Origin of the sequence: Clostridium sp. AT4, from assembly GCF_001517625.2 — a bacterium.
In the GTDB taxonomy this organism is placed as follows: Bacteria; Bacillota; Clostridia; order Lachnospirales; family Lachnospiraceae; genus Enterocloster.
This window is the reverse complement of the sequence record NZ_LN999826.1, coordinates 130,390-142,597: the sequence shown is the minus strand read 5'-3', so window position 1 is coordinate 142,597 and position 12,208 is coordinate 130,390. Positions and strand designations below refer to the sequence as shown.

The 12,208-nt window shown below is 46.9% G+C and carries 12 protein-coding genes; 1 reads left to right on the top strand and 11 read right to left on the bottom strand.

The window, feature by feature from the left end; genetic code table 11:
* Positions 1-127 precede the first annotated feature (127 nt).
* From BN3656_RS02500 to BN3656_RS02485, 4 genes are all read right to left on the bottom strand, one after another.
* A complete protein-coding gene (locus BN3656_RS02500) occupies positions 128-1,090 on the bottom strand; it encodes a tRNA-dihydrouridine synthase family protein (protein WP_066543767.1) in 963 nt (320 codons plus the stop codon).
* Positions 1,091-1,253: 163 nt separating this feature from the next.
* Complete coding sequence (locus BN3656_RS02495; protein ID WP_242962921.1) at positions 1,254-2,102, bottom strand: creatininase family protein; 849 nt, start codon at positions 2,100-2,102, stop codon at positions 1,254-1,256.
* Between the two features lie 32 nt (positions 2,103-2,134).
* Positions 2,135-3,004, bottom strand: a complete 870-nt coding sequence (locus tag BN3656_RS02490) for an amidohydrolase family protein (protein WP_066543765.1) — start codon at positions 3,002-3,004, stop codon at positions 2,135-2,137.
* 44 nt (positions 3,005-3,048) lie between these two features.
* The gene (locus tag BN3656_RS02485; protein WP_066543761.1) at positions 3,049-4,428 is read right to left on the bottom strand and encodes a glycoside-pentoside-hexuronide (GPH):cation symporter; all 1,380 of its coding nucleotides are present in this window, start codon (positions 4,426-4,428) and stop codon (positions 3,049-3,051) included.
* A 169-nt stretch (positions 4,429-4,597) separates the two neighbouring features.
* On the opposite strand from BN3656_RS02485, the gene BN3656_RS02480 reads away from it, so the two are divergent.
* Entirely contained in the window at positions 4,598-5,539 is a 942-nt protein-coding gene (locus tag BN3656_RS02480) for an AraC family transcriptional regulator (RefSeq protein WP_066543759.1), read from the top strand.
* A gap of 123 nt (positions 5,540-5,662) precedes the next feature.
* Here BN3656_RS02480 and BN3656_RS02475 read toward each other — a convergent pair whose 3' ends face one another.
* The 7 genes from BN3656_RS02475 to BN3656_RS02445 all read right to left on the bottom strand — a co-directional run bounded on the left by BN3656_RS02475 (position 5,663) and on the right by BN3656_RS02445 (position 12,149).
* Complete coding sequence (locus BN3656_RS02475; protein WP_066543756.1) at positions 5,663-6,571, bottom strand: AEC family transporter; 909 nt, start codon at positions 6,569-6,571, stop codon at positions 5,663-5,665.
* 116 nt (positions 6,572-6,687) lie between these two features.
* Complete coding sequence (locus BN3656_RS02470) at positions 6,688-7,995, bottom strand: TRAP transporter large permease (RefSeq protein ID WP_066543754.1); 1,308 nt, start codon at positions 7,993-7,995, stop codon at positions 6,688-6,690.
* Positions 7,992-8,495 carry a TRAP transporter small permease gene (locus BN3656_RS02465; protein WP_066543752.1) on the bottom strand — a complete coding sequence of 168 codons (504 nt, stop codon included), beginning with the start codon at positions 8,493-8,495 and terminating at the stop codon, positions 7,992-7,994. Before BN3656_RS02465 ends, BN3656_RS02470 begins: the two co-directional genes overlap by 4 nt.
* A 1-nt stretch (position 8,496) precedes the next feature.
* The gene (locus BN3656_RS02460) at positions 8,497-9,510 is read right to left on the bottom strand and encodes a TRAP transporter substrate-binding protein (RefSeq protein ID WP_081422824.1); all 1,014 of its coding nucleotides are present in this window, start codon (positions 9,508-9,510) and stop codon (positions 8,497-8,499) included.
* A gap of 110 nt (positions 9,511-9,620) precedes the next feature.
* On the bottom strand, positions 9,621-10,451 hold the full coding sequence (locus tag BN3656_RS02455) for a response regulator (RefSeq protein WP_347460579.1): 831 nt from the start codon (positions 10,449-10,451) through the stop codon (positions 9,621-9,623).
* Positions 10,448-11,887 (bottom strand): histidine kinase, encoded by a 1,440-nt coding sequence (locus BN3656_RS02450; protein ID WP_066543750.1) that lies wholly within the window; start codon positions 11,885-11,887, stop codon positions 10,448-10,450. Before BN3656_RS02450 ends, BN3656_RS02455 begins: the two co-directional genes overlap by 4 nt.
* A gap of 43 nt (positions 11,888-11,930) precedes the next feature.
* Positions 11,931-12,149 (bottom strand): helix-turn-helix transcriptional regulator, encoded by a 219-nt coding sequence (locus BN3656_RS02445; RefSeq protein ID WP_066543748.1) that lies wholly within the window; start codon positions 12,147-12,149, stop codon positions 11,931-11,933.
* Between the last annotated feature and the right edge of the window lie 59 nt (positions 12,150-12,208).

Sequence of the window (12,208 nt, the reverse complement as noted above, 5' to 3'; positions counted from 1 at the left end):
CATTTATCCTGTATATTATGATTGTAAGGTTGATGAGACCTTTTACCATACAGGAAGACACTTTTTCATACCTAAGCCGGCAGATTCCCCCCTTTTTCTGCCGGCTCCCTCCATTTTATAGGAAAGCCTAAAGTGCTGCTTTCCTTTCTCTGAACATCTGACCGGTTATGATCTTATACTCTCCCAGACGCTGTGCCTTGCGGATTTTCTTTATATAAGGCTCCCATTCCGGATCAAAATGGATCAAATGAGCCCACAGTTCCTTCATTTTAAAGAGTACATTCTTATCCCCTGACATCGTTTGGCAGTATCCTTCCAAAATCTGCTGATGGAATGCACTCAGACGTTCTATCTGCGTTCTCCTGCTCTCTGTGCCTGCCTGCCCCGACAGTGTTTCGATGAGAAATGGATCTGCTAAAAGGCCTCTGCCGATCATTACTGCATCCAGCGCAGGATACGCGGCTGTAAGTCGTTCATAGGACTCCCGGTCAACAATATCGCCATTATAACACACTGGAGCCGCACTGTTTGCAAAGGCATTTCTAAACGCCTCCATTCTGGGCGTATATTTATAAAAATCCTTCAAAACCCTTGGATGGATGATCAGCTCTTTTAAGGGGAACCGATTATAAATAGAAAGAAGTCTGTCAAATTCCTCCGGTTCTTCGATTCCCAGTCTTGTTTTCACCGAAAGCTCCAGCCCCAGACGCTCCATCCCCTCGCAGATCTGCTCTAAAAACAGCTCCAGTCCCTCAGGGTCTCTTAAAAATCCTGCTCCCTTTCCCTTGGCAGCTACCGTACCGGAGGGACAGCCCAGATTTAAATTCACTTCCTTATAGCCGTATTCCTTCAATTCCCGCGCTGCCCGCAGAAAATCCTCACTGTTTCCAGTCAGAAGCTGAGGCACCGTATCCATTCCCTCATTATGCTCCGGCAAAATATCATTTATCTCTCTATGGCTGAACCCTCCATTGTGTTTGGGTGCCAGAAAGGGGGTAAAGTATTTATCCATGAGACGGAAATGGGCATGGTAAGCATTTCTGTATATATATCCCGTCACGCCTTCCATAGGAGCAAGGTAAAATTTCATACTGTGTTCTCCTTCTCTTTTTATGCTCTCAGTATCTTAAATCACGCCAGATAAAAAGTCAAGAATATCCAGGCCTGTCCGCTGTGCAGGATAGACAGACACAGAAAATGCCGCCAGCCAAAACAGCAGAAGCCAGTTTCAGCAGACGGCATAACGTTATGGTTTATTTCCGGAAATTTTTCCGGAATGCACTGGGCATCCAGGGATATTTTTCCTCGTTAGAATGATTATAAGTTTCCAGAGAACGCATCTGCTCTGCAATGTGAGGCAGATCCATACGGTTTACCAGGGTCTCGATCAACTCCTGGCCTTCGTCGGCAAGACGTTTGCGGGTTTCCTTATCTGGAATGGCAGTGGTGCTCATGTGGTCTTCCGGAGTTCCAAAGCAGTAGCCGATGGCAGCGCTCTGATAAGCCAGTCCGAAAATATCATCAAAAGGCTTGCAGGTCTGAGGATTCTGATGGTAATATCCGGTGGTCAGCGGCACATCTTCCAGACGGTTCATAATCTGGTAGGCGCCTACAGTAATGGCGTGGAAGCTGTCCATGCTTTTAAATAAATCTTTCGCGTTCTTTAACATCTGCATGGTCAGATCCATGTAAAGAATGGGGACTCCGGTTTCATCAAAGAAATCTCTTACCATAGGACTGCAGGTCATATGGGCAGGGCCATGAAAGCTGATGTAAATCTGGCGTTTAAAGCCCTGACGCAGCAGGCTGTGGGCAATTGCGCTTAAATAATCGATACCCTGACGGATAGACACCTGTACCGTGCCGCGGCCGGAAGCAGTTGCGCCGGCATAGAAATAAGGCAGTCCAGTCAGAACTAATCCGTTGCAGGCTTCCGCCATTTTTAAGGCATAAGCCTCGCTGATTACAGTTTCACTGTCTAAAGGCATTCCACCGTGCATTTCAACAGTGCCTACAGGGACGATAATAATGTCGTTTTCTTTTAAATACGCTTCTACTTCACTGTTTAACATACGTGGAAGAATCCGTGTGCGAAGTTCCATATGTTTCTCCTTTCATTTAACAACAGGTTTTCTTACAGTCCAAAGACTGTCTGGGCATTTTTAAAGCAGATTTTTTCATAGGCCCGGCGGCTTAAGGCGCCGTTTGCTGCCTGTTCGTCCAGCCATTGTCCCAGGGGAAAGACCATTTCGGTATTTACCATATCTGTGGCAAAGAACAGCCGGTCTGCATAAGTTTCTAAGAATTCCAGGCCAAAGGCAGGATCCCGCATAATGGCGCATCCGGCGCTGTTGGCGCTTAGGTCTCCGTATAGGTTGGGATATTTTTTAAATAGTTCCGGAACCCGTCCGCCTGGGATAACGGGGCCTTTTCCCCACTGATTCCGGCTTTCTTTGTCCGTAGGTGCATCTGCGCTCATTTCAATCCAGAAAGTCTGGCTGTGACCAAGAAATTGCGTGTGAGGGTGGCGTTTCAGGCAGGCTTCCAAAAGAGGAAGACCAGGGTCGTCTACAACGCCGTAGCTGTAGCCAGTTTCCGGACTCATATGAAAAGTAACCGGAAGATTTAATTTTCCAGCCGCTTCAAATACGGCGTTTAAAAAGGGATCATCCAGCCTTCGGTTTATCATCAGTTCCCCGATGCCGACAGCGCCTTTTTCTTTGCAGACAGACAGCCGGTCATAAACAGTTTTGGGATCTCCGTCATAATCCAGATTGCACATCCAGGCATAATGCTCCGGATCCGCTGCAGCAATCCGGCAGTTTTCTTCATTGGACCCCATAGGCATGGAGAAATTCCGTTCTCCGCTGGACATGAGCACGCCTTTTCCGATCCCCAGTTCTTCTAAATGAGGCAGCATTTCTTTGTAGGTACTTACTAGAAGAGTATCGCTTTTGGGAACAGGATCAAAGCTTAAATGCAGATGCAGATCAATTTTTTTCATAGATTTTATTCCTCCGGTTTCGGGTACGCACAAATGGTTCTTGATCAGTTCTGGGAATTCCGGCGTTCCGCCAGGGCTGCATACATTTCAGCGGTCTTTTTCTGATTCAGGTTGAAGATCAGACCGATTCCGATGAGTTCTAAGATACAGGTAATAACCGGAACTGCATTTACCAGGTAGTAAATGTTATTGATCGTTGCCGCGCTCTGTACAGCGCCTACGCCGGAAACGTAGCCGATCGCAGCCAGTGCGGATGCAGCGCCGGTAGAAGCGATGGTAGAACCAATCTTACGGCTGAACGTATAGAGGCTGTACATGCTTCCGTCTGCGCGGAAATTCATTTTCCATTCGCTGTAGTCCAGACAGTCGGTAACCAGAGCCCAGATCAAAATGGTAAAAGCGGTCTGTCCGATCGTAGCTAACAGGTTTAAAATTGTGTAAAGCAGCGCGCTCTGAATCGGGAACAGTAAAATATAAGTGGAAAGCAGCAGGTTATAGGTACTCATAACCAGGATTACATTTCTCTTTCCAAATTTCTGCACAATCTTAGGGACCAGGATAAAGCAGATAATCATAACCGGAAGGGTTCCGATACTTGCCAGGGTCATCAGGCTGGTATCCTGATAGAATTCTTTGTAAATATAACTTTTTAACTGTCCGCTTCCAGTAATGTAAAGCATGCTTCCGATGGTTGCAACCATAACGCCGATTAACGGACGGTTCTTGACAGCTGCTTTTAATACATTTCCATAGTTGAATTTTTCCCCTTTCTGTTTTGGCTGGCGGACACGCTCTATGGTCAGGTTACATAACAGAAGGTAAGAAATAACACACAGAATGCCGAATATTACTGCGATCAGGCCAAAACGCTCCGGAATAATATTGGAATCCTTGTCAAAACATAAAATCGGAACAACGGAAAGCGCGCCGATCCCGACTACCGTACCGCCGATACTTCTGGCTCTGGAAAGCTTGGAACGGTCAATGGGATCCGTAGAAACAACGCTTGCCATAGCGCCGAAGGGCATACTGGTTCCGGTATAGGACATTCCATAGAATACATAAGCAAACGCCACCCATGCATGAAGGGCAATTCCTTCAAATGGAACGTTGGCAAAACATAAAATACCGGAAAGGGCCAGAGGAATCATAAACAGTTTTATCCATGGTTTGAACTTGTCGCCGCTTTTGCCAAGTCTCCAGCGGTCTGGGAAAGAACCCATGATCGGGTCGTTGATGGCGTCCCAGAGTCGGGCGGCTAAAAACAGTCCCGCCATCCATCCTGGCGAAATTCCCAGAACATAGGTACAGAATGTAAGAAAATAGGCATCTACGAACAAGTTTACAAAGCTTCCGGCCATATCCCCGAAGACATAACCGATCTGATCCTTTACTCCAAAGGGGCGTAAAGATTTGTCATTCATATCATGTTCCTCCTTGTCTTTGCTGCGGCAGATAACCGCAGACCATTAACTTATTGTGTTTTAAGAATACTATACTGCTATTGCAATTACTATTGCAAATATCGCATAATATATTGCAAATTAAGCCAAATTAGATTATGATAAGAAGGAGGAAGGAACAGGAAAAGCAATGAAATTATCAGAAATGCAAAAATATAAAGAACTGGTTTCTGCGCATAAAAGATCGGAAATCAGCAATGAAGAACTTCAGAAAACGTTTATTACCGACGGGGCAATTTTATCCAATCTTTATCAGGAAATGGAAATGGATTCAGATTCTGTAGACTGCCATGATGATGTTAATTATACGAAAGACAGCATCCAGCTTCACAGTCATACGTTTTATGAGATGTTATATTGCCGCAGCGGAAATGTACAATATCTTCTGGGAGCAGAACGGTATCGGGTCCGCAGGGGAGATATTATTTTCATACCGCCCGGGATCAGCCACAGGCCCCTGTACTTAGATCAGCTTGCAGAACCCTATTCCCGCTATGTGATATGGATCCACCCGGAATTTATGAAGAATATCCAGCAGTTTTTAGGTTTTATGCCATTATCGGATCCGGTTCTGTTAAGAACCCAGGACAGCGGGTGGGAGTACATGGAAAGATATTTTCAATCTGCCTGCAGGGAGGCTAAAATCAGACAGGAAGGATATGAAGCCTGTATTTCTTCCATAACGGTGCAGCTTTTAATCCACCTGACCAGGGCGTGTACCCACAGCAAGGCTACGGAACCGCTAACTGAGAAAAAAGAGCTGCTGGATGAGCTGATCCGCTATATAGAAGACCACCTGGCTGAAAAAATAACCTTAAAATCAGCGGCTACTGATTTTTACATCAGTGAACGGGCCATATCGCGCCTGTTCAGCGAAAAAATGGACGTCAGCTTTTACCGGTACGTAACCCAGCGCCGGCTGATTGCCGCAAAAACCAGGATTATCAATGGAGATTCCCTGGAAACCATAGGAGAACAGGTAGGGTTTTCCGACTACTCCACCTTTTACAGGGCGTTTAAACAGGCCTTTTCTATATCGCCCCAGCAGTTTAAGAAATTGCAGAAGGCATAAAAAATACCCCGTCTACTGCACAAGGCCAATAAACGAGGTATTAAAAAGGGGAGGATAAGTATTTATTTTCTCTTTTGTGATAATCTCATTATCCCCGCTTCTGTCAAAGTTATACACTCCGTATCAAAGAATTATCAGGAGAGTTGCCGTGATCAGTACAATACTGATTACAATGGAAATGGAATTGACTGCACTGGCAAGTCCAAAGTCGCCCTTTAAATCTGCCGTAAAGGCCGGCGCTGCAGACGCAATAGGGCTCAAGGGCAGGATTGCCAGAGCCTGACGGTATTCCAGAGGAAGAGGCATAAAAAAATAGAGGGCCGCCGCCACTGCGATCGAGACGCCGTAACGCACTGCCAGGATCTTTACGATTTTTCCCTTCTGGCTGGTATCTCCGGAAATTTTAAAGCCTACTCCCATCATCAGCATGGCGATAAAGGCATTCGCCCCTGAAACCACCTCTGAAAATGTGATCACCGCAGCCGGAAGGCTGATGTGGAGCAGGGACAGCGCTGTCATGGTTATATAAGCGTCAAAGGGTATGGAACGCACCAGGGTTTTTATAATAGGGATCAGTGATATCTTTCCCTCTCCCTCCTTTACCATCTTTGCCGCACTAAAGGCTCCGCCCAGACAGATAAAGGAATTTCCCGTATCAAAAAGGCTGGTTGTGATTACCCCGGCTGGCCCTAGAAAGCTCTGGGCAAAGGGCATAGTGAAGTTTCCTATATTATAGCCCGAGGTGTTCAACATGAAAAATGCTTTTTCCTCACGGTTCTTTCCCGCTGCCAGATAGGCTGAGGTTATAAGCATCAGGCCTCCCCCCAGACCAAGCACCGACAGGATCAAAAGAGACGCCTGAAGATCAACCCCTGAAAAATTGGCTACGATCGCAGCCGGAAGAGTTATCTTCAAAACGATCTTTGAAAGCACATGAAAATCCTCTTCTTTAAAAAATCCTTTTTTTCTCAGCAGATATCCCATAAAAATGATCGCAACGAAGGCAGCCGCCTTCATCAGTATTTCAGCCATGATGATTCTCCTTACACTTTTTCATTCCATTGTGTACTATAGCAGAAACCAGCGCTGTCTTCAATACCGTTTCCGAAAAAATACGCCCCGCCAGCCCGGCGGAGCGCACATTTCATTTATACATATCCCAAAAGTCCCGGCAGCCACATGGACAAGGCGGGAATATAGGATACCAGCATCAGCACAATGAAGATTGCCGCAAAGTAAGCTAAAAGCGGCTTTATCACCTGCTCAATCTTAGTCTGTCCCACTTTTACACCCACAAACAGAGTGGTTCCCACAGGCGGGGTGATGGTTCCGATACACAGGTTAAAGATCATCATAATACCAAAGTGAATGGTATTCATACCCAGAGTCTGGCAGATGGGCAGGAAAATAGGAGTGAAGATCAGGCAGGCCGGCGTCATATCCATAAAGGTTCCCACGATCAGAAGGAGGATATTGATGATAAAGAGGATCACATACCGGTTGTCGCTGATTCCCAGCATTGCCTCGGATACAGCAGTGGGAATGCCTGTAAATGCCATAACCCAGCTCATGATGCTTGACACGCCGATAAGAAAAATGATAATACCGGTCATCTCCGCGCTGTCAAGGAAGATTTTCGGCAGCTCAGAGGGTTTGATGGACTTATAGAAGAATACAGACAACACCATGCTGTACACAACTGCCACCACGCTTCCCTCTGTAGCGGTAAAGATACCGGAAATGATCCCGCCGATTACCACAACGATCATAAACAGACAAGGGATGGCCTGTAAAAATACCTTAAGCTTCTCGCTGTTTGTAAACTTCTTTGTACTGCGGTAGCCCTTCTTTTTAGCAAAAATATAGATTACGATCATACATGCCAGTCCCCAGAGGATCCCGGGAATATAGCCCGCCATGAAAAGAGCCGCTACGGAGGTTCCTCCGCTGACAAGTGAATAGGTGATCATAACGTTGCTCGGAGGGATTAAAAGACCGGTAGGAGCGGTAGCGATATTAGCCGCTGCTGAGAAATCCCTGTCATAGCCTTCTTCCTCTTCGATAGGGCCGATGATCGAACCCATGGCGGAAGCTGCCGCCGTACCGGAACCTGAGATGGCACCGAAAAGCATATTGGCAACGGCGTTGGTGTGTGCCAGAGCTCCCGGAATACTTCCTGTAAATAATTTTGCAAAATTGATCAGACGGATAGCAATACCGCCCTTATTCATCAAGTTTCCTGCCAGGATAAAAAACGGAATGGCAAGAAGGCTGAATACGGAAATACCGGAAAAAATCCTCTGTGCTCCCGTAAGCACGGATGCGCCGGTATCAAGCACCGGAAGGATCGCTCCGATGGAAGAAACAGCCAGAGCTACTGCGATTGGTACTCCAGCTAAGAGCATAATCACAAGAAGCACTAAAATAATCAGCCCGCAGGCAACTGCGATCGTCATAACCGAACCTCTCCCTTCTCCTTAAATTCCATATGAGCCACGTCTATGGCATTCATAAGGCTGAAAATCATGATCAGCACTCCCGTAACAGGCACGATCACATAAACATAGGCCATAGGCACCTGCAAAGAAGCAGTTTTTTGGATCATGGTCAGCTTTGTAATGGAAATACCGCCGTATACCATCACAACCGCTGCTAACAAAAAAGTAAGAAGGTCAATGGTAATCTCCAGATATTTTCTGGGCGCTCCGATGAGCTTGTCTGCCAGAAAGCCCATACGCATATGGTCTCTCTTTCCGAACACATAGGCGGAAGCCAGAAGGGCCATCCAGGTAAAAGCGTAGGTTAAAAGCTCCTCTGATACCGTACTTGGACGGTTAAAGAAATAACGGGTTACGATCTGATACGTTCCGATCAGGGTCATAAAGGCGAACAGAGCGATGATTACAAATCCCAGAACCTGCATGATCCCTGCTTTTACTTTGTGCATGGTCTCCATCCTACTGTCCTCCTTTTGCTTTTTCATTGGCAGCCTGAATATGGTCATAGAGATCGCGGATCTTCTCATTTTCCTGAAGCATAGACTCATGGAGAGGAAGAACCTTTTCTTTAAACGCTTCCACATCCACGTCAATAAACTCTACGCCCATTTCATCTGTGGCGATTTTTTTAGCCTCTTCTATACTCTTGTCCCACTCTTCCATCTCTACTTCCGTGGAAAGAGCCGCCGCCTCTTTAAATACCTGATAATCCTCAGGGCTTAAGCTGTTTAAGAACTTCAGATTGGCTACCAGCATATCCGGCACCATCTGATGCTTGTTATAAGAATAATATTTTGCAACTTCGCCGTGCTTGTTGTTGGTAAGAGCCAGTTCGTTATTCTCTGCACCGTCGATGACGCCCTGCTGGATAGCCGTATATACCTCGCCAAATCCCATTGGCGCCGCTGCCGCTCCAAATGCCTTTACCATCTCTACGCTGGCAGGACTCTGCTGTACGCGGATCTTTTTGCCCTTTAAATCCTCCGGCGTCCGTATCGGGGATTTTCCGTAGAAATTACGGGTACCTGCATTGTACCAGGTTACTACGCGGAAACCGGCTTCATCCGTCGATGCATAGACATTTTCCATGTATTCCGTATCCTGCATCACGGATTTGTATACCTCCTCTGAGTCAAACAGATACGGCATACTGAAAATCTCATATACGTCAGCAAAGGTCTCCAGATTCGCTGTGCCGGCTACTACAAAGTCAATGGCTCCCGTCTGTGTCAGCTCAATGGCCTTCTGGGCTGAGCCTAAAAGTTCATTTGGAAATATCTGGACCTCATATTTGTCTCCCAGCTTCTCTTCCACATACTCTTTAAATGCCAGAAGCCCCAGATGCTCCGGATGCGTCTCTGACTGTGCATGGGAAACGCGGATAATACGCTTGCCGCCGGTTAAAGAACCGCAGCCTGTCAGACTGACTGCCACTGCTATCCCAAAAGCAAGCGCTGTCAGCTTTTTCATCATCTTCCTCACTTTACTGCTTCCTTTCTTTATACACATTTTATTAAATAATTATAAAAAAAGGATTTTCTGTTTTGTACCGTAAATCTTTGACATTGAGGGAGAAAATTTTGTCATACGCTGTCTGTATGAAAGCTGTCTCTGTATTCAGAAGGGTTCATACCTGCAATCCTTTTAAATACCTTTGCAAAGTAATTGGCGTCATAATACCCTACCAGCATGCTGACCTCTCTTACACTGGCATTTTTATCCTGTAAAAGCCGTCTGGCCTCATTGATCCTGAAGCGGGCCAGATAGGCGGTAAAATTCTGGTCAAAGCACTGTTTAAACAGCTTGCAGAAATAGGCGTCGGAGTAGTTCATCATCCGGGCCGCATCCTGCATGGAAATATCCTTCATATAATTTTTCCGTATATACCGGCGTATCTTTTCAGCCGCCTGTCCAAGCCGGTCAGGCTCCTCCTCTAAGTCCGGCTCCGGCATCTCTGCCCCGGTCTCTTCCGGCATCTCCTGTTCCATATGCAGCTTTTCAAACTGCTCCCTCTTTTGGATCCGCCCCACGGCTTCCTCCATCACCGCAGTAAGCTCCTCTTCCTCACAGGGCTTTAAAAGATAGTCCAGCGCATGAATGGCAATGGCTCTCTTTGCATAGGAAAATTCGTCATATGCGGTAAGGAAAATGATCTCGCAGTCCTCATCCAGCCTTCGGATCTGTTCTGCCGCCTCCACACCGTTTAATTCCGGCATGGAAATATCCATGATCACGATCTGGCACCGTTCTTTAAAACACAGGCGGACCGCCTCATTTCCGTCTGCTGCCTGCCAGATGACCAGGCTGTCTCCAAAATGCTTATGCAGCCGTTTGGCAAGAGCCATACGTTCAATCTGCTCATCATCTGCCAAAAGCACCTTGTACGTCTCGTTCTTATCCTCATTCTGTATCACGGTTCATCCTCCTTACAGTTTTCCGGTGTAAACGCCAGCTGTACCACCGTCGCGCAGCCCTTTCGGCTCTCGATCCTCACTTCTCCGTCCTCATACATTGCCTTCAGCCGGCGGGCAATGTTTCCCAGACCAATCCCAACGCCGGATCCATCTCCTTCCTTTAAAGCTCTTTTTATCTTTTCCAGTTTGTCCTCATCAATCCCTTCTCCCGTATCCGCCACCGAAATCCACAGCCTCTGCCCCTGTTTCCAGGTCCGCACCACAATCCTTCCGCCTTTGCTTCTTGCAGAAATCCCATGCTTTACTGCGTTTTCCACCAAAGGCTGGAGCATAAAGGAAGGAACCAGTATCTCCATTGTTTCCGGGTCACAGCCTGTCTCATACTGCACTCTCTTTCCAAACCGCATCTGCTGCAGATACATATAATCCTGAACAACCTTAAGCTCACGTTCCAGAGGCATCACAGATGCAGTTGATTTTAAATTGTAGCGGAACAGGCGGCTTAATGCCTGTATCATCTTTTCCGTGGCAGCCGCATCTTCGATCTGAGCCGTTCCGGCGATCATATTTAAGGTATTGAAAAGAAAATGGGGATTGATCTGATTTTTTAAAAGCTGCAGCCGGACCGCCTCCAGCTGCCGTTCTGTTTCGTTTTTTTCTTTTAAAGCCTCAATATATCCTCTTGTCGCCTGCTTCATTTTATTAAAGGAACGGATAAGACGGCTGATCTCATCTTCTCCCTCAGCTGTAAGTTCAGGCCCTGAAAAATCATTTTTCCGGATACGGTCTGCCTGCCTGGCCAGCATTACCACTGGCTCTACGATGTTACGGCGTACGGAGCCATTCAGCCGCTTAACCATCCACAGCGCAGCGATTCCCCACAGGATACTGGCAGCCGGAAGGACTGAAAAAAGGAAACGATGCTTCTCGTAGCGTTCGCTTCCGTCCTCCATTGTCATCTGTTCCAGCTGTCCGGCCTTATCCTTGAGATAATTTTGAACCCGGTAGATCCGATACAGCCGGTTCACATATTCCGGATCCTCCCGGTCTGTTTCTTCAAGGACTTCCAGCTCTGTCTCGTAATTTTCATACATATTCCGGATGGACCAGGTACGGGCATACCGCTCAGAGCCCGTTTCTCTGTAATCAACGGGAAGCTCTTCCAGCCGCCGGCGCGTTTCCATTCTGGACTGCTCAAACCGCTCCCGCTCTTCCGGAAGGGCAGTTCCCACATAACGCGCAAAGGCCAGGCGCTCCTCCTCCATCGCAGACCAGAAGGCCAGACTGCCGGCGTTCTGTTCCAGGATGCTTCCGAAGCTCCCAAGGCCGAACCAGCTTACTGCCAGATTGGCTCCAATCGAAAAAAAGACCACTGCCCCGGCACAGACAGCGATCCGTTTTACTTTTTCTTCCAGCGAAACTCCACTTTTTTCCATATATTTCCTCCGGATCCGTTCCTTTTATGTCTTTTTAACATTCCTAAAGAATCTGATCCTCCTCTGAGGGCACATACCTGGCGATATCCTCAATGCGGCAGTTTAAAATCCTGCAGAGATCATTGATCGTTTTCATGGTCACATCTTTATTATGCTTAAGCCGGTGCAGAGTACTGTCAGAAATTTTATGCTTCTTCGTCAGTGTGTACCAGCTTTCCTCCGACGCCTCCAGAGTTTCCCAGAAAGGCGAATAGTCGATCATATTTTTATTGCTCCTATGCTTATTTTACCTGAAATAAGCATAAGTTAGAATTTGCATAT

Bases quoted from the DNA above. Each gene is read 5' to 3' on its own strand.
- BN3656_RS02445 (WP_066543748.1), bottom strand. From the start codon at position 12,149: ATGATCGACTATTCGCCTTTCTGGGAAACTCTGGAGGCGTCGGAGGAA.
- BN3656_RS02490 (WP_066543765.1), bottom strand. From the start codon at position 3,004: ATGAAAAAAATTGATCTGCATCTGCATTTAAGCTTTGATCCTGTTCCC.
- BN3656_RS02465 (WP_066543752.1), bottom strand. From the start codon at position 8,495: ATGGAGACCATGCACAAAGTAAAAGCAGGGATCATGCAGGTTCTGGGA.
- BN3656_RS02500 (WP_066543767.1), bottom strand. From the start codon at position 1,090: ATGAAATTTTACCTTGCTCCTATGGAAGGCGTGACGGGATATATATAC.
- BN3656_RS02450 (WP_066543750.1), bottom strand. From the start codon at position 11,887: ATGGAAAAAAGTGGAGTTTCGCTGGAAGAAAAAGTAAAACGGATCGCT.
- BN3656_RS02495 (WP_242962921.1), bottom strand. From the start codon at position 2,102: ATGGAACTTCGCACACGGATTCTTCCACGTATGTTAAACAGTGAAGTA.
- BN3656_RS02470 (WP_066543754.1), bottom strand. From the start codon at position 7,995: ATGACGATCGCAGTTGCCTGCGGGCTGATTATTTTAGTGCTTCTTGTG.
- BN3656_RS02480 (WP_066543759.1), top strand. From the start codon at position 4,598: ATGAAATTATCAGAAATGCAAAAATATAAAGAACTGGTTTCTGCGCAT.
- BN3656_RS02460 (WP_081422824.1), bottom strand. From the start codon at position 9,510: ATGATGAAAAAGCTGACAGCGCTTGCTTTTGGGATAGCAGTGGCAGTC.
- BN3656_RS02475 (WP_066543756.1), bottom strand. From the start codon at position 6,571: ATGGCTGAAATACTGATGAAGGCGGCTGCCTTCGTTGCGATCATTTTT.
- BN3656_RS02485 (WP_066543761.1), bottom strand. From the start codon at position 4,428: ATGAATGACAAATCTTTACGCCCCTTTGGAGTAAAGGATCAGATCGGT.